Genomic DNA, 16,675 nt, shown 5'->3' on the forward strand with positions numbered 1-16,675 from the left:
CGTTTAGCACTGTTTTGCCGAAAGTGCACTATTCCGTTCGGATTGTTTTGGAGGATGGATGGGTAAAATAAGAACCGCAATCGGTCTGATGAGCGGAACGTCGATGGACGGGATCGATGTCGCCCTTGTTCGAACGGATGGTGAAGCCCGCGTGGAACGCGGGCCGTTTCTGGGCGTGCCTTATGATCCGGCCTTTCGCGACAGGCTCAAGCTTTCGCTTGAAGACGCGAAATCAATCCTCAGGCGCAACGAACGCCCCGGCGAACTTGCGACAATCGAACGAGAGCTTACGGTGCGTCATGCATCTGCCGTTACGGAGTTTCTCGATCGTTACGCTCTGGATCGAAGCTCGGTCGATGTCGTCGGATTCCACGGCCAGACAGTGCTGCACCGGCCGGACGAGGCGCTGACCGTCCAGCTTGGCGACGGGCGGCTGCTTGCCAGGGAGACCGGCATTCCGATCGTCTACGACATGCGGGCGAACGACATGGTGCATGGCGGGCAGGGTGCGCCGCTCGTACCGGTCTATCATGCGGCACTTTCGGGGACCATTCGAGACGCCAAGCTGCCTGTCTGCTTCGTCAATATCGGCGGCATCTCGAACCTGACCTATATCGGTGGCGACGGCTCGATCGTCGCATATGACAGCGGGCCGGGAAACACCTTGATCGATCAATGGGTCGAGACAAACGCCGGAATACCGTTCGACCAGGGCGGCATGATTGCTTCGGAAGGCAGGATCGTCGCCGAACTGGCCGAACTCTATCTGGAAAACCCCTTCTTTACTGCCGGCAAACGCCGTTCGCTCGATCGCAATGACTTTCTACCGCCGAGCGGAACGGCTGCCGAGCTCGCGGACGGTGCGAGGACGCTAGCCTATGTGGCTGCCGCCTCGATCATCAAATCGGCCGGTCACCTGCCGGTGATGCCGACGCTCTACATCGTCTGCGGCGGCGGACGGCTGAACGGCACGATCATGCGAGATCTTGTGGATCTCGCCGCCCGCCAAGATGCCGACGTGGTCTCCGCCGAGGTTGCGGGCTTCAACGGTGATGCCATGGAAGCCGAGGCCTGGGCCTATCTAGCAGTCCGGTCGCTTGAGGGACTGCCGCTGACTTTTCCGGGCACCACGGGCGTCAAGGAACCAGTCAGCGGCGGCATTCTTGCGAGGCCATGATGGTGGGAACGCTCATTCTGGAAACGTCGCGGCTGCGGCTGGTGATGTGGGACGCAAGCGACGCGGGACTGGTCCTGTCGCTGCATTCGACGATCGGCACAACCCGTTATATGTCGGGCGGCGCGCCTTGGAGCATCGAAAAGTGCGAGGAGCGGCTTGCCAGCTGGTTTAAGGAGAATGCGCAGGACGGCACAACGAAGTACAAGCTTCTGAGCAGAGATGACGGCCGTTTCATCGGCCGCGCTGGGATTTCGATGCATGACCGTGAAGAGCACGAATTCGAACTCGGTTATGCGCTTCGCGAGGAAGAATGGGGGAAGGGCTATGCGACGGAAGTGGCCAGTGCGCTTGCGATGTGGTTCTTCGACAAGGGCTTCGCTACGCGTTTCATCGCTTTCACGCATCCGCAAAACTTCGCCTCGCAGCATGTGCTGAGAAAGATCGGAATGCGGCCGATCGCGCCGCGGCTGATCGACGGCTTTGTGGCGCCGACATTCGAGCTCGGCGCCACCCACATTTGATTGTCAGCGAATGCGCTTCGCTGCCGGTTCCGGTACCAGTTCGCCGTTCAGACGCCGGTCGAGATAGTCCTCGCATTCGGCCATAAGCGCTTCGACCTGGCCGTTGAAGAAGTGATTGGCATTCGGTACCGTACGGTGCGTGATGAGGATGCCCTTCTGCGTCTTCAGCTTTTCGACCAGACCGTTGACATCCTTTTCCGGAGCGACCTTGTCGGCTTCGCCGTTGATGATCAGGCCCGACGACGGGCAGGGCGCCAGGAACGAGAAGTCGTAGGTGTTCGGTTGCGGCGCGATCGACATGAAGCCTTCGATTTCCGGGCGGCGCATCAGCAGTTGCATGCCGATCCAGGCGCCGAAGGAATAGCCGGCAACCCAGCAGGTCTTCGAATCGGGATGCAGGCTCTGCACCCAATCGAGCGCGGAAGCAGCATCCGAAAGCTCGCCGGCGCCGTGGTCGAATTCGCCCTGGCTGCGGCCGATTCCGCGGAAGTTGAAGCGCAATGTCGTGAACCCGCGCTTCTGGAACATGTAGAAGAGCTGGTAGACGATCTGATTGTTCATCGTGCCGCCGAACTGCGGGTGCGGGTGCAGGATAAGGGCGATCGGCGCGCTTTTTTCCTTGGAGGGCTGGTAGCGGCCTTCAAGACGGCCGGCTGGGCCGTTGAAAATGACTTCGGGCATTGGTACTCCGGGTTTTTATTTTCGCGTCCCTGCTGCTTAGACTTGACGAACGTTGTCAGCTTTTCTAAAACGCAGTTTAGAACAATTCGAAACTTGCATGCGATCCACGCATCGTGGACGTGTCATAAGGCAAGCCCGGCGGAAATTTCAAGGAAAATGAACCGTGGCAGCCTAGCAGGATCAAGCGCAGGACAAAAGAGCATGGCGACGCCCCGCCTTTATCTTGACTGGAATGCGACATCGCCGCTGCATCCCGCAGCGCGCGAGGCGGTTCTAAACGCGCTCGCTCTGTTTGGAAATCCGAACTCTGTTCACAGCGAGGGCCGCGCCGTTCGCGCTGCAATCGAAGGTGCGCGCCGCCAGATTGCGACGCTGACCGCGGCCGATCCGGCACATGTGATCTTTACCAGCGGCGCGACGGAAGCGGCCAATATGGTGCTGACGCCGGATTTCCACATGGGGCGCACGCCGCTTGCCATCGACCATCTCTATTATTCGGCCATCGAGCATCCGGCAGTGCGCGAAGGCGGGCGCTTTTTGGCTGAGAAGACGACCGAGATTCCTGTTACGTCCTCAGGTGTCGTGGACCTGGCAGCGCTGGAAAGATTGCTTGCAGGGCACGACAGGGCGATGGGCTTGCCGATGGTGGCCATCATGCTCGTCAACAACGAGACGGGTATCGTCCAGCCGGTCCGCGAAGCCGCCAGGATCATAAAGACGTACGGTGGACTTCTCATCGTGGATGCGGTGCAGGCAGCAGGACGCCTGAAGCTCGACATCAACGAGCTCGGTGCCGATTTTCTGATCGTGTCTTCGCACAAGCTCGGCGGGCCGAAAGGTGCCGGAGCGCTTGTTTCGCGCGGGGAGGCTTTGATGCCGAGGCCGCTAATTCGCGGTGGCGGCCAGGAAAAAGGTCACCGGTCAGGGACAGAGAATTCCGTCGCCATTATTGGCTTCGGTGCCGCCGCAGCCGCGGCGATTGCTGAGTTTGACGAGCGTAACAGCAGATTGGAAAGGCTTCGTGCCCGTCTTGAGGACGGAATGCGACGCGCAGCGCCCGGTTTGCTGATTTATGGCGCGGACGGGCCGCGGGTATCGAATACGAGCTTTTTCACGCTTCCAGGTCTCAAGGCCGAGACCGGCCAGATCGCCTTCGATCTGGAAGGCGTTGCGCTTTCGGCAGGCTCCGCCTGCTCGTCCGGCAAGGTCGGCGAAAGCCATGTTCTTGTGGCCATGGGTCGCGACCCGAAAATGGGCGCGCTGCGCATCTCGCTCGGTTTTGCGACGACGGAAGAGGAAATCGACAGGGCCGTCGCCGCCTTTGCGACGATAGCCGGGCGGTGCAGGCCGGCCGGAGAGGCGGCCTAACGGCCTCACTAAATTGCGGAAACGCAAATTTCCGCTTGCCAATCGGGCTGAAAAGCGCCTTTTGGCCACCTACATACGGGGTAAGGAAAATTGCCCCAAGACAAGCTGCCGGACCTTTAGCCGGCGAGATTGGAGAACGACATGCCCGCCGTCCAAGAAACGGTTGAACGCGTCCGCCAGATCGATGTGGACCAGTACAAATACGGTTTCGAAACGATCATCGAGATGGACAAGGCACCCAAGGGCCTGTCCGAAGAGATCATACGCTTCATCTCCGCCAAGAAGCGTGAACCTGAATGGATGCTCGAATGGCGCCTTGAGGCCTACAAGCGCTGGCTGACGATGGACGAGCCCACCTGGGCTCGCGTTGACTATCCCAAGATCGACTTCAATGATATCCACTACTACGCTGCGCCGAAGAGCACCTCCGGCCCGTCGTCGCTGGCTGAAGTCGATCCGGAGCTCCTGAAGGTCTACGAGAAGCTGGGCATCCCGCTGCGCGAGCAGGAAATTCTTGCCGGCGTTGAAAAGCCGAAGATCGCCGTCGATGCCGTCTTTGATTCCGTTTCGGTCGTGACGACCTTCAAGGAAGAGCTGAAAAAGGCCGGCGTGATCTTCATGTCGATCTCCGAAGCGATCCGAGAACACTCCGATCTAGTGCAGAAGTATCTCGGCTCCGTTGTTCCGCAGACCGACAATTACTATGCAACTCTGAACTCCGCGGTCTTCACGGACGGTTCTTTCGTCTTCGTGCCCAAGGGTGTCCGCTGCCCGATGGAGCTTTCCACCTATTTCCGCATCAACGAGAAGAATACCGGGCAGTTCGAGCGCACGCTGATCATCGCCGAAGAGGGCGCCTATGTTTCCTACCTCGAAGGCTGTACGGCGCCACAGCGTGACGAAAACCAGCTGCACGCCGCCGTCGTCGAACTGATTGCGCTGGACGATGCCGAAATCAAGTATTCCACCGTCCAGAATTGGTATCCAGGCGATGCCCAGGGCAAGGGCGGCATCTATAACTTTGTCACCAAGCGCGGCGATTGCCGGGGCGACCGATCGAAGATCTCGTGGACGCAGGTCGAGACCGGCTCCGCCATCACCTGGAAGTACCCGTCCTGCATCCTGCGCGGCGACGATAGCCGTGGAGAATTCTATTCGATCGCCGTGTCAAACGGCCATCAGCAGGTCGACAGCGGCACCAAGATGATCCATCTCGGCAAAAACACCTCGAGCCGCATCATTTCCAAGGGTATTGCAGCCGGCGTGTCGCAAAACACCTATCGCGGACAGGTTTCGGCCCACCGCAAGGCATCGAACGCGCGCAACTTCACCCAGTGCGACTCGCTGCTGATCGGCGACAAGTGCGGTGCGCATACCGTGCCCTACATTGAAGCGAAAAATTCGACGGCACATTTCGAGCACGAGGCGACGACCTCGAAGATCTCAGAAGATCAACTGTTTTATTGCCTGCAGCGCGGCATTCCGGAAGAAGCGGCGATCGCGCTGATCGTCAACGGCTTCGTCAAGGAAGTCCTGCAGGAGCTGCCGATGGAATTCGCCGTCGAGGCGCAGAAGCTCATCAGCATCTCGCTCGAAGGTAGCGTCGGCTGACGCCAACCGAAACGACTACGCGATGGTGCGCGCGGCGCGCCATTCTACGATTGCTTTTTATGGGACATAACCATGCTTGAAATCAGAAACCTGCACGCCCGCATCGCCGAAGACGGCACCGAAATCATCCGCGGCCTGGACCTTACGGTAAAGGCAGGGGAAGTCGCTGCCATCATGGGCCCGAACGGCTCTGGCAAGTCGACGCTCTCCTATATTCTCGCGGGTCGGGAAGACTATGAAGTGACCGAAGGCGACATTCTTTACAACGGCGACAGCATCCTCGAGCTCGACGCTGCCGAGCGCGCTGCCAAGGGCATTTTCCTGGCCTTCCAGTATCCCGTTGAAATCCCCGGCGTCGCCACCATGCAGTTCTTGAAGGTCGCGATGAACGAGCAGCGCAAGGCGCGCGGCGAAGAAGAGCTGAAGACGCCCGATTTCATGCGCCTCGTCAAGGACGCCGCCGGCAAGCTGCAGATCAATACGGAGATGCTGAAGCGCCCGTTGAACGTCGGCTTCTCAGGCGGCGAAAAGAAGCGCGCCGAAATCCTGCAGATGGCCCTGCTCCAGCCGCAGCTTTGCGTGCTCGACGAGACCGATTCCGGCCTCGACATCGACGCGCTTAAGATCGTTGCCGATGGCGTCAACGCGTTGCGCTCGCCAGACCGCGCGGTGGTCGTCATCACCCACTACCAGCGCCTGCTTGATTACATCGTTCCAGACACCGTTCATGTCCTCTATAGGGGCCAGGTGATCAAGTCCGGTGACAAGACGCTGGCGCATGAGCTCGAAGCCAACGGCTACGCCGACATCATCGGAGCGGCAGCCTGATTCAGGCGGAAAGGACGGGTCTCATGAACATGCAGACGACGAGCCGCCTGACTGCCGCGGAAGCGGCGCTGGTTGAGGCTTTTAACAATCAATTCGGCGAACTGCCAGGCGACGGCGCCGTGACTGCGACCCGCGACCGGCTGCTGGATGACCTGAAGAAGGGTGGCCTGCCCACACGACGGATCGAGGCTTGGCACTATACCGACCTCAAGAACCTGCTGCGCGAGGTGCCGGCCACAGCCGGTGACGCCGCCTCGAAAGCGATCGAGCCCTTGATCGAAGGTTCTTCGGTTCTTTCCATCGTGCAGGGCCATGCGGACCCGAGCGCAAGAGCTCACGACGTAGAAATTTCCAGCTATGCGCAACGCCTGATCGACGGTTCGGCTGCGGCCGCGCTCGGCGCGCTCGGGGCGGACGACGCCATCGGTCGCATCAATGGCAGCTTCGTGCGCGACGGCTATGTCGTCGATATTCCCGCAACGACCGAGCTCGACAAGCCGCTGGAGATCGATGTCGTTCACGCCGGCGGGCAGGTCCATACACGGCTACCCGTGTCCTTCGGCGAGAACGTCAAGGCGACCGTGATCGAGCGTCACCTGTCGGTGACCGGCGATGCTGCACTCGTGTCCCATGTCAGTGACATCACGATCGGCGAGGGCACGGAACTTACCTGGATCATCCTGCAGCAGCAAGGGCGCGAGGACACGCACCTCGGCCAGATCCGTATCGATCTCGGCGCCAATGCCAAGCTGAAGCTCTTTGTCATCAACGCTGGCGGAAAGCTCGTGCGCCAGGAACTGCATATTGCGGTCACGGGCGAGGGTGCGGACCTGACGCTCCGAGGCATCAACCTGCTCGGTGGCGATACGCATACCGACGTGACGATGGTGCTTGGCCACAACGTTCCGCACACCGGTTCGACGGAGGTCATCCGCAATGTCGTCTTCGACCGCGCCAAAGGGGTCTTCCAGGGAATGATACGGGTTGCGCCCGACGCGCAGAAGACCGATGCTAAGATGTCCTGCAACACGCTGCTGATGTCGGACGACGCCGATTTCTCGACAAAGCCGGAGCTTGAGATCTTCGCCGACGACGTCCAGTGTGGCCACGGTGCGACCGTTACCGACATCGATGACAATCATCTCTTCTACATGATGGCGCGCGGCATTCCGGAGAACAAGACGCGCGCCATGCTCGTCAATGCCTTCGTTGCGGAGATCGTCGAAGAACTAGAAGACGAAGCCCTGGTCGAGGCGCTGGAAGGCGTCATATCGGCCTGGCTCGAAAAATACGCCTGATCGGATAAACGCCATGGACAAGATAGCACCGGCAGCCACCTATGACGTCGAAGCCATCCGCAAGGATTTTCCAATCCTTGCGCGGGAGGTCTATGGCAAGCCACTGGTCTATCTCGATAACGGCGCGTCCGCGCAGAAGCCGCAGGCCGTCATCGATGCCATCTCGCGGACCTATTCGACCGAGTATGCGAATGTGCACCGTGGCCTGCATTTTCTCTCCAATGCCGCAACCGAAGCCTACGAAGGGGCGCGCGAGAAGGTGCGCCGTTTTCTGAATGCACCGTCGACCGACGACATTGTCTTCACGAAATCCTCGACGGAGGCGATCAATACGGTCGCGCATGGCTGGGGCATGCCGAAGATCGGCGAGGATGACGAGATCGTCGTCTCGATCATGGAGCACCACTCCAACATCGTCCCTTGGCATTTTATCCGCGAACGGCAGGGTGCCAAGCTGGTCTGGGTGCCGGTGGACGAAGAAGGTGCCTTTCATATCGAGGACTTCGAGAAGAGGCTCACAGAGCGAACCAAGCTCGTCGCGATCACGCATATGTCGAATGCGCTTGGCACGATCGTTCCAGTCAAGGAAGTCTGCCGGATTGCTCATGAACGCGGCATTCCGGTCCTGATCGACGGTTCGCAAGGTGCCGTGCACCTGCCGGTCGATGTCCAGGATATCGACTGCGATTGGTACGTCATGACCGGCCACAAGCTCTACGGTCCTTCGGGCATCGGCGTGCTCTATGGCAAGAAGGACCGGCTTCGCGAGATGCGCCCATTCCAGGGTGGCGGCGAGATGATCTTCGAAGTGACCGAGGATGAGGTCACCTACAATGACCCGCCGCATCGCTTCGAAGCCGGGACGCCGCCGATCGTTCAGGCGATCGGCCTCGGCTATGCGCTGGATTATATGGAGAAAGTTGGCCGCGAGGCGATTTCGCGTCATGAAGCCGACCTGACGGCCTATGCTGCCGAACGGCTGCGGTCGATCAACTCGCTGCGGGTCTTCGGAACGGCGCCCGGCAAAGGCAGCATTTTTGCCTTTGAACTCGCCGGCCTTCACGCTCACGACGTTTCTATGGTCATTGACCGGCAGGGCGTTGCCGTGCGTGCCGGTACGCATTGCGCCATGCCGCTCTTGAAACGCTTCGGCGTCACCGCCACATGCCGTGCATCCTTCGGCATGTACAATACACGTGCCGAGGTCGATGCCTTGGCCGATGCGCTGGAATATGCGCGCAAGTTCTTTGCATGAGGAGTGTCCGTATGAGCCTGGACGAAAGCGAACAGAAGATCGACGTGCGCGACGGCATCGTGCACTCGAGCATTCCTGCCGATGAACTGGCGCGCCTCAGCGACGACGTCATCGGCGCGTTGAAAACCGTCTACGATCCGGAAATTCCTGCCGACATCTTTGAACTCGGACTGATTTACAAGATCGATATCGAAGACGACCGCATGGTGAAGATCGTCATGACGCTGACGGCTCCGGGCTGCCCGGTTGCCGGCGAAATGCCGGGCTGGGTCGAAAATGCTGTAGGCGCCGTCGAAGGCGTATCAGGCGTCGAGGTCGCAATGACATTCGATCCGCCGTGGACGCCAGAGCGCATGTCGGAAGAGGCGCAGGTGGCCGTCGGCTGGTATTGAGGGGCGGGCGGCCGGCTTCAATGAGTGCGATGGGAGAAGGCCGATACCGAGAGCTTTCCTTGCCTCGAGGAAAGTCGCAATTTTCCGACGTACCTTGGCCCGGAGCAAGCAGCGGCTCACTCCTCGCCCGCAAGTTGGCTCCTGTTTCTGGCTCTGCCTCAACGCCCAAACTTCTGGCGCTGAGAGGACATGTGTCAAATGAAATGGCGCAGGACGAATTCGCCCTTGATTAAGGGATTGAAGCATTAGGCACAACTGCCTAGATTAAAAGGACGAAGCGCCGGATCTTGACCCCGGTGTGGAAGGAGAATGAGCCGATGGGCTTTGCAGTGATGAGCATGACCGGCACGGCCGCGGCGCGCGTGAAGGCAATCGTTGAAAATTCGGGGCCGGAGGCCAAGGGCATCCGTGTCGGCATCAAGAAGGGCGGTTGCGCCGGGATGGAGTATACCATCGAGCTGGTGACCGAACCCAATGCCAAGGACGACCTGATCGAACGCGACGGCGCGAAGGTTTGGGTGGAGCCTTCTGCAGTCCTCTATCTGCTTGGAACGGAAATGGACTTCGAGACCACGACGCTGCGCTCGGGCTTCACTTTCACGAATCCGAACCAGACATCGGCCTGCGGCTGCGGCGAATCCGTCGAACTCAAGCCTGCCGATCTCGCAGCACTTGCCGCGCGCGGCGACGCGGTAGTCCCCGCCGCGCACTGAACGCTTCAAGGCCGCGACCGAAAGCCGCCAGCGATGGCGGCTTTGTTGTTTTTGATTTGTCCCTTTCAGGCAGCGAAACAGTTTCTACCTTATGATCATCGAAACGCTGTTTCTGCTCTTTGCCAAAGGCGCGCTCCTCGGCCTCATCATCACAGTGCCGCCGGGACCGATCGCGACGCTCTGCATCAACCGCAGCCTCCATCGAGGTTTCGGATCGGGTGCAGCGATCGGCATTGGGGCCGCTCTTGGCGATGCCTGTTATGGGCTGGTCGCGGCCGCCGGTGTTGCGATGGTTTCGGATATCGTCGATGACTATTCGCTACCGATTGCCGCGGCCGGCGGTGCGCTTTTGATCTTTCTCGGCATCCGCGACCTCATGACGCCGCCCGCCGGCGCCTTGCAGGTCGGTACCCGCGATCTCTTGCGCACGATCGCCTCGACCTTTCTGCTGGCGATTTCGAACCCCGGCGCGCTGCTGTCCTTCGGAGCCCTCTTTGCTGGACTTGGTTTGGTCGATGGCAATACCGTCACCGAGGTGGCATCGATCGTCATCGGCGTGTTTTTCGGGGCCATGGCGTGGTGGATGGCGCTGAGCGCGGCGGTGAATCTCGCCCGCGACAGGATTTCAAGCGATCTCACGCTGCTGATCCGCCGCATTTCCGGGGTGCTGGTCATTGCCTTCGGCGCCGTCGTTCTCGGCTTTGCCGCACGGCTTCTGCTTGCCTGAAGTGTTACGGGCGCCGGTCATACCTGACGGAATGGCGCCTGATCATTGCTCGGCCGAAGCTGTCCATAGGGGGCAAAGTGAAGGCGTGGCACGGCAAGTCGGTTCTGGCAGCTCTGCTGCGTTCTCCCGTGCCTACTTCCGAAAATTCGGTGACCGCCTCCAAGGGCAGGAGGCCATTTAGATAGAGGCTCTCAGCGCTGAATTGCGAGCCGTGGGACCGCAAACCACCCTTGCAAAATGGGTTGATTGAGGTCGCAAGTCCAATTCGGTATGCGAAGGGCGCGGGGGGACAAGGAGCCTCCCCTTACGCTCTCGTCTTGACAGAACTAGGACGATCGTCCTAGTTTTTTCATATCAAACAGGACCTGGAAAATGAATGCCAGCACCCTCAACCCGTGACCTGATTGTCAAAGAGGCGGATGTCCTCTTCTACCAGAGCGGATTCGAGGCTACGTCCTTTGCCGACATTGCCGCAGCCGTAGGCATCTCGCGCGGGAACTTCTATCACCACTTCAAGACCAAGGACGACATACTGGATGCCGTGATTGCCCATCGAATGGAGCGGACACGCGCGATGCTCGACAGATGGCAAACCGAGAACGAAGGTCCGCGCGAGCGCATACTGTCCTTCATTCATATGCTAATCGCCAACCGAAGCCAGATCATGAACTTCGGCTGCCCTGTGGGAACGCTGTGCTCAGAACTCGCCAAGCTGGACCACGCCGCGCAGGTCCACGCGACGGGGATTTTTGGCCTGTTTCGCGACTGGCTCGCCGTACAGATCCGTGCCCTTGGTGCAGTTGATCGGGCAGAGGTGCTGGCGCTGCATCTCTTGGCTTGGTCGCAGGGGGTGGCAGTATTGGCGACCGCCTTCAAGGACGAGGCGTTCATCTGCAACGAAGTCGCTGGGATCGAGCACTGGCTAGAATCCCTGCCAGAAGGTCCCCGCAATTCCAGTAATTAAGGAGCATCGAAGTTCGTCACTTTCTTGAGATTTGCTGAGAACCGCGCCGCCGCGCCGGAATTCATGTCGGCGCATAATGCCTGGATCGCGCGCGGTTTTGCCGATGGCGTGTTTCTCTGCGTCGGTTCGCTCCAGTCCGCCGCGGGAGGCGCAATCATCGCTCATGGGGAAGGTCGTGCTGCGCACGATGCGTGCGTCGCCGCCGACCCTTTCGTCGTGCAAGGGGTCGTGACCGCCGAGACCTATGAAATTGATCCGAAGCGCACTGTTTCCGCCCTCGATTTCGTGAAGGCGGCATGAGCGCGACAACCATTCCCGGCCACTACGACCGCCCTCGTTGTCGCTAGTGCGCGACGGCGCCAGATTACTGCGACTGCCACGACCGCGAGTGGGGCTTCCCGGTCGTGGATGACATAAGGCCATTTGAGAAGCCCTGCCTCGAAAGCTTCCAGTCGGCCTAAGCTTGCGCATATTCCTTGCCAAGCGCGAGAATTTTCGCGCCGCTTTCGCAAAGTTCGATTTCCGCAAGGTGGCGCTGTTCGATAAGGCCGGTGAAGCCTCGTAACGATGACATTAAGAGGTCGCAATTTGCCGTCTACAGGGAGGCGGCCCGAGGCCATTGTTTGGCTAAACCCGCCAAAAATCCCTATCGCGTTTAAATTTGACAGGGTCGCTAGGGTGCCGCCCGAACGCTTGAGGTAAGTATGTCGCCCCCTCCCGCATACGGCGCTTCCAGGGTAGAATTCGAAGCAATAGCGGCAACCAAGGTCGGATATACGCTCTCGAATGGGGAAAGGGCCTCTGGGCGAGGCCTTTACCCTAAAGCTCGCGGGGGGACAATATGGCGGACATCTGTCAATGACCGCTTGGCGCCCTGCTATATGCTCGGTTATGATTTGCCTTTCCTCTGGCTGATGGAGCTTTCGATGTCCTCAAGCTTTAACGTTCACAACGCGGCCGGTTATGAGCAGCTCATGGGACGCTGGAGCCAAAAGCTGGCGTCGCCATTCATAGCGTTTGCGGGTCTTTCCGATGGTGAGAAGATACTTGATGTCGGTTGCGGCACGGGCAGCCTGACATTTGCCCTTGCCAAGGCCGCGGATCTTAGCGAGATCGCTGCCATCGACTATTCGCCAGTCTTCGTTGAGGAAGCAACCCGGCGAAACACCGATGCGCGCATCAAGATCAGGCAGGCGGACGCTTGCTCGTTGCCTTTCGAAGACGGAAAGTTCGACCGCGTGCTCGCGCTGCTCGTGCTTCATTTCGTGCCCGAGGCAGGCCGGGCCATTTCAGAGATGGCCCGGGTCGCGCGTCCGGGCGGGGTAGTCGCCGCAGCTGTCTGGGATCATGTCGGCGGCATGCCCGGTATGCGAATGATGGTCGACACGGTGGCGGCGCTCGGCGAGACCGGGCGACAACTGCGCAATCGCTACTGCTTTCAGCCGATGATGCAGCCTGGCGAAATGAAGCGGACCTTTGTGGAGCAAGGCCTGCTGGAAGTTACCGAAACCCAGCTGATGATCCGCATGGAATACCAAAACTTTAACGATTACTGGGCACCCATTGCTGCAGGCGAAGGACCTCTTGGCAAATATGTCGCGGCGCTCGACGCCGCTGAGCGAGCGCGCATCGATGCTGCCGTGCGCGACGCGTATGAGGCCGGTCGATCCGATGGTCCAAGGTCGTTCGCAAATGTTGCGTGGGCCTGCCGCGGCATCGTTCCCTGACCCGGCGGGCAGAGGTCAGATCGGCCCCCGCAAATTCCTAAACGCGCTCCTTGAACTTCGCCTGAAGGTTCCTCGGACGGGTAGCCTTCAGGCCCCCCGTCAGGTTCAGGGCATGCGTTGCTGCAATCGTTCACCGGATCGACCGGCTCGAACTTGATCCCGCCGACTTCTATTCCGCAGCTTCTGCGTAGCTTTCCACCGGCGGGCAGGTGCAAACGAGATTCCTGTCTCCGTACACATTGTCTACACGGTTGACCGGGGACCAGTATTTGTCGACACGAAAGGCGCCGGGCGGGAAGCAGGCTTGTTCGCGGCTGTAGGGGCGGTCCCATTCGCCGACGAGGTCTTCCACCGTGTGCGGGGCGTTCTTCAGCGGGTTGTTGACCTTGTCCATGCGACCTTCCTCGATAGCACGGGCCTCCTCCCGGATCGCCAGCATTGCCTCGCAGAAGCGGTCGAGCTCGGCCTTGGTTTCGGACTCGGTCGGCTCGATCATCAGCGTGCCGGCGACCGGCCAACTCATGGTCGGGGCATGGAAGCCGCAGTCGATCAGCCGCTTGGCGATGTCGTCGACCGTGATACCTGCGCTATCGGAAAGCGGACGCGTGTCGATGATGCATTCATGCGCGACGCGGCCGCTTTCGGACTTGTAGAGAACCCCGTAGGCGTCCTTCAGGCGGGCGGCTATGTAGTTGGCGTTTAGGATCGCAACCTTGGTTGCCTGCGTCAGGCCTTCGCCGCCCATCATCAGCACATAGCTCCAGGAGATCGGCAGGATCGAGGCCGAGCCGAAGGCCGCTGCCGAGACGGCACCTGAGCGGCCGTCCGTTTCCGGGTGGCCGGGCAGATGAGGCGCCAGATGGGCCTTGACGCCGATCGGGCCCATGCCCGGACCGCCGCCCCCGTGCGGGATGCAGAAGGTCTTGTGAAGATTGAGGTGGCTGACGTCGGAACCGATGTCACCGGGACGCGACAAGCCGACCATGGCGTTCATGTTGGCGCCGTCGAGGTAGACCTGGCCGCCATGCTTATGCACGAGATCGCAGATCTCCTTCACCGTTTCCTCGAATACGCCGTGCGTCGAAGGATAGGTTATCATGCAGCAAGAGAGATGATCCGCATGCTCTTCCGCCTTGGCTCGGAAGTCGTCCATGTCGACGTCGCCGTTTCCGCGAACCTTGACGACGACGACCTTCATGCCGGCCATCTGCGCGGAGGCGGGGTTCGTGCCATGTGCCGAAGTCGGGATCAGGCAGACGTCGCGATGGCCGTTGCCATTGGCTATATGGTAGTTTCGGATCGTGAGCAGGCCGGCATATTCGCCCTGCGCGCCTGAATTTGGCTGCATGGAGAAGGCGTCGTAGCCGGTCACGGCGCAGAGTTTTTCCGTCAGATCGTCGATCATTTCGCGGTAGCCGAGCGCCTGATCGACCGGAGCATAAGGATGGATATCGGAAAATTCCGGCCAGGTGATCGGCAGCATTTCCGCCGTAGCGTTGAGCTTCATGGTGCAGGAGCCGAGCGGGATCATCGCGCGATCGAGCGCGAGGTCCCGGTCGGAGAGCCGGCGGATGTATCGGGTCATCTCGCTTTCGGCGCGGTTCATGTGGAAGATCGGATGCGTCAGGTATTGGCTTGTGCGCAGCAGATCCTTCGGCAGCCGGTAGGACGGCTCGAAATCGGCGACGGCGAAATTGCCGCCGAAGGCGCGCCAGGCGGCTTCGAGCGTCGCGGGACGCGTACGTTCATCGAGGCTCATGCCGATCTTCGTCGTGCCGACCTTGCGCAGATTGATACCCTCGGCGACGGCCGCGCGCAGGATGAGGCCCTGCATGTGGCCGACATCGACAGTGAGCGTGTCGAAGAAAGTCTCAGGCTCTATCCTGTAACCGAGCTTTTCGAGGCCCTTGGCCATCAGCACGGCCTTCTGGTGGATCTGCTGGGCGATCGCCTTGATGCCCTGGGGACCATGGAAAACCGCATACATCGAGGCCATGACGGCGAGCAGCACCTGCGCCGTACAGATGTTCGATGTCGCCTTTTCGCGGCGGATGTGCTGTTCGCGGGTCTGCAGCGACAGCCGATAGGCGCGATTGCCGCGGGCATCGACCGAGACGCCGACGAGACGGCCGGGCATGGAGCGCTTATGCGCATCCTTGACCGACATAAAGGCCGCATGCGGTCCGCCGTAGCCGACCGGAACGCCGAAGCGCTGTGAGGAGCCGATTGCAATATCGGCGCCCATTTCCCCCGGCGACTTCAGAAGCGTCAGCGCGAGAATATCGGCTGCGACGACGGCGATCGCGCCCGTCTGGTGCAGGCGCGAAATCAGGCCCGTGAAATCATGTATGTGCCCATGCGTGCCCGGATACTGGAAGATGGCGCCGAAGACGTCCACAGGATCGAGGTCCTTGAAGGGGTCACCGACGATGACGGTCCAACCGAGCGGTTCGGCGCGGGTTTCGATGAGTGCAATCGTCTGCGGATGGCAGGCGGCATCGACGAAGAAGGCCTTGGCCTTCGACTTCGCGACGCGCTCGGCAATCGCCATGCCTTCGGCAGCAGCAGTCGCCTCGTCGAGAAGCGAAGCGTTGGCGACGTCGAGACCGGTCAGGTCGCAGATCATCGTCTGGTAGTTCAAAAGCGCTTCCAGTCGGCCCTGGCTGATCTCCGGCTGGTAAGGCGTGTAGGCCGTGTACCAGGCCGGGTTTTCGAGAATGGTGCGCTGGATGACCGGCGGCGTGATCGTGCCGTAATAGCCCTGGCCGATCAGGGAAACGAGGACCTTGTTCTTGTTGGCGGTCTCGCGCAGCTTGTCGAGCGCCTCGCGCTCCGTCATCGGCGCGCCCCACGCAAGCGCCGCCTTCTGGCGGATCGAAGAGGGCACGGTCGCGTCGATCAGGCTGTCGAGGCTGTTGTAGCCGACGACTTTCAGCATGTCGTCCATTTCGGCCGGTGACGGGCCGATATGGCGGCGGTTGGCAAAGTCGTAGGGCTGGTAGTCGGTAAACTGGAATTCTGTCGGCGTCGTCATTGCGCAGTGAGCTCCTTATAGGCTGCTTCGTCAAGCAGGCCATCGGCATCGGCCGGATTCTTGAGCTTCAGCTTGAAGAACCATCCGGCGCCCTGCGGGTCGGAATTGACCAGCGACGGATCGGCAGTGATCGCTTCGTTGACTTCGGTGATCTCGCCGTCGAGGGGACAATAGACTTCCGAGGCAGCCTTCACGGATTCGACGGTGGCTGCATCGTCATTCTTGGAGAAGCTTGCGCCCACTTCCGGCAATTCGACGAAAACGAGGTCGCCGAGCTGCTCGACGGCATATTCTGTAATGCCGACCGTTGCCACGCCGTCTTCGAGCTTCAGCCATTCATGTTCTTCGGTAAATTTCAGCATGGTCTAGTTCCTCTCCG

General features: G+C 60.2%; 16 protein-coding genes and 1 pseudogene. 14 read left to right on the forward strand and 3 right to left on the reverse strand.

The features are described 5' to 3' along the window. Nucleotides 1-58 precede the first annotated feature (58 nt). Nucleotides 59-1,177, forward strand: coding sequence for an anhydro-N-acetylmuramic acid kinase (locus EV130_RS29445; protein ID WP_074061373.1), 1,119 nt, complete (start codon nucleotides 59-61; stop codon nucleotides 1,175-1,177). Then, nucleotides 1,177-1,698, forward strand: coding sequence for a GNAT family N-acetyltransferase (locus tag EV130_RS29450; RefSeq protein WP_207900913.1), 522 nt, complete (start codon nucleotides 1,177-1,179; stop codon nucleotides 1,696-1,698). Before EV130_RS29445 ends, EV130_RS29450 begins: the two co-directional genes overlap by 1 nt. A 3-nt stretch (nucleotides 1,699-1,701) precedes the next feature. Here the strand turns inward: EV130_RS29450 and EV130_RS29455 are convergent, their stop codons facing one another. Continuing rightward, nucleotides 1,702-2,379: an alpha/beta hydrolase gene (locus tag EV130_RS29455; protein ID WP_074061371.1), complete on the reverse strand. Its 678-nt coding sequence runs from the start codon at nucleotides 2,377-2,379 to the stop codon at nucleotides 1,702-1,704. A 201-nt stretch (nucleotides 2,380-2,580) separates the two neighbouring features. Between EV130_RS29455 and EV130_RS29460 the strand changes: the two genes are divergently transcribed. The 12 genes and pseudogenes from EV130_RS29460 (at nucleotide 2,581) to EV130_RS29515 (ending at nucleotide 13,262) form a co-directional block, all read left to right on the forward strand. Continuing rightward, nucleotides 2,581-3,747 carry a cysteine desulfurase family protein gene (locus tag EV130_RS29460; protein ID WP_132554120.1) on the forward strand — a complete coding sequence of 389 codons (1,167 nt, stop codon included), beginning with the start codon at nucleotides 2,581-2,583 and terminating at the stop codon, nucleotides 3,745-3,747. Between the two features lie 141 nt (nucleotides 3,748-3,888). Further along, nucleotides 3,889-5,358: a Fe-S cluster assembly protein SufB gene (gene sufB, locus EV130_RS29465; RefSeq protein WP_132554122.1), complete on the forward strand. Its 1,470-nt coding sequence runs from the start codon at nucleotides 3,889-3,891 to the stop codon at nucleotides 5,356-5,358. Between the two features lie 72 nt (nucleotides 5,359-5,430). Then, nucleotides 5,431-6,186: a Fe-S cluster assembly ATPase SufC gene (gene sufC, locus EV130_RS29470; protein ID WP_074061368.1), complete on the forward strand. Its 756-nt coding sequence runs from the start codon at nucleotides 5,431-5,433 to the stop codon at nucleotides 6,184-6,186. 23 nt (nucleotides 6,187-6,209) lie between these two features. Further along, nucleotides 6,210-7,484 carry a Fe-S cluster assembly protein SufD gene (gene sufD, locus EV130_RS29475; RefSeq protein ID WP_074061367.1) on the forward strand — a complete coding sequence of 425 codons (1,275 nt, stop codon included), beginning with the start codon at nucleotides 6,210-6,212 and terminating at the stop codon, nucleotides 7,482-7,484. Between the two features lie 13 nt (nucleotides 7,485-7,497). Continuing rightward, nucleotides 7,498-8,739 (forward strand): cysteine desulfurase, encoded by a 1,242-nt coding sequence (locus EV130_RS29480; protein ID WP_074061366.1) that lies wholly within the window; start codon nucleotides 7,498-7,500, stop codon nucleotides 8,737-8,739. 11 nt (nucleotides 8,740-8,750) lie between these two features. After that, nucleotides 8,751-9,131: an SUF system Fe-S cluster assembly protein gene (locus EV130_RS29485; RefSeq protein WP_074061365.1), complete on the forward strand. Its 381-nt coding sequence runs from the start codon at nucleotides 8,751-8,753 to the stop codon at nucleotides 9,129-9,131. Between the two features lie 317 nt (nucleotides 9,132-9,448). Next, nucleotides 9,449-9,844 carry a Fe-S cluster assembly scaffold SufA gene (sufA, locus tag EV130_RS29490; RefSeq protein ID WP_074061364.1) on the forward strand — a complete coding sequence of 132 codons (396 nt, stop codon included), beginning with the start codon at nucleotides 9,449-9,451 and terminating at the stop codon, nucleotides 9,842-9,844. Between the two features lie 91 nt (nucleotides 9,845-9,935). Next, entirely contained in the window at nucleotides 9,936-10,571 is a 636-nt protein-coding gene (locus EV130_RS29495; RefSeq protein WP_237358542.1) for a LysE family translocator, read from the forward strand. 376 nt (nucleotides 10,572-10,947) lie between these two features. Then, nucleotides 10,948-11,535: a TetR/AcrR family transcriptional regulator gene (locus EV130_RS29500; protein WP_132662477.1), complete on the forward strand. Its 588-nt coding sequence runs from the start codon at nucleotides 10,948-10,950 to the stop codon at nucleotides 11,533-11,535. Between the two features lie 63 nt (nucleotides 11,536-11,598). Next, on the forward strand, nucleotides 11,599-11,835 hold the full coding sequence (locus tag EV130_RS29505) for a YciI family protein (protein ID WP_132662482.1): 237 nt from the start codon (nucleotides 11,599-11,601) through the stop codon (nucleotides 11,833-11,835). Further along, nucleotides 11,832-12,076: pseudogene (locus EV130_RS32770) on the forward strand (DNA-3-methyladenine glycosylase I); the annotation flags it as partial. The gene EV130_RS29505 and the pseudogene EV130_RS32770, both read left to right, overlap by 4 nt. Before the next feature lie 385 nt (nucleotides 12,077-12,461). Then, nucleotides 12,462-13,262 carry a class I SAM-dependent methyltransferase gene (locus tag EV130_RS29515; RefSeq protein WP_132554126.1) on the forward strand — a complete coding sequence of 267 codons (801 nt, stop codon included), beginning with the start codon at nucleotides 12,462-12,464 and terminating at the stop codon, nucleotides 13,260-13,262. Nucleotides 13,263-13,431: 169 nt separating this feature from the next. On the opposite strand, the gene gcvP is transcribed toward EV130_RS29515, so the two are convergent. Then, nucleotides 13,432-16,296 (reverse strand): aminomethyl-transferring glycine dehydrogenase, encoded by a 2,865-nt coding sequence (gene gcvP / locus EV130_RS29520; protein WP_074061361.1) that lies wholly within the window; start codon nucleotides 16,294-16,296, stop codon nucleotides 13,432-13,434. Continuing rightward, on the reverse strand, nucleotides 16,293-16,658 hold the full coding sequence (gcvH, locus tag EV130_RS29525) for a glycine cleavage system protein GcvH (RefSeq protein WP_074061360.1): 366 nt from the start codon (nucleotides 16,656-16,658) through the stop codon (nucleotides 16,293-16,295). The genes gcvP and gcvH overlap by 4 nt, the downstream gene beginning before the upstream one ends. Nucleotides 16,659-16,675 lie beyond the last annotated feature (17 nt).

This window comes from Rhizobium azibense, from assembly GCF_004342325.1.
In the GTDB taxonomy this organism is placed as follows: domain Bacteria; phylum Pseudomonadota; class Alphaproteobacteria; order Rhizobiales; family Rhizobiaceae; genus Rhizobium; species Rhizobium etli_B.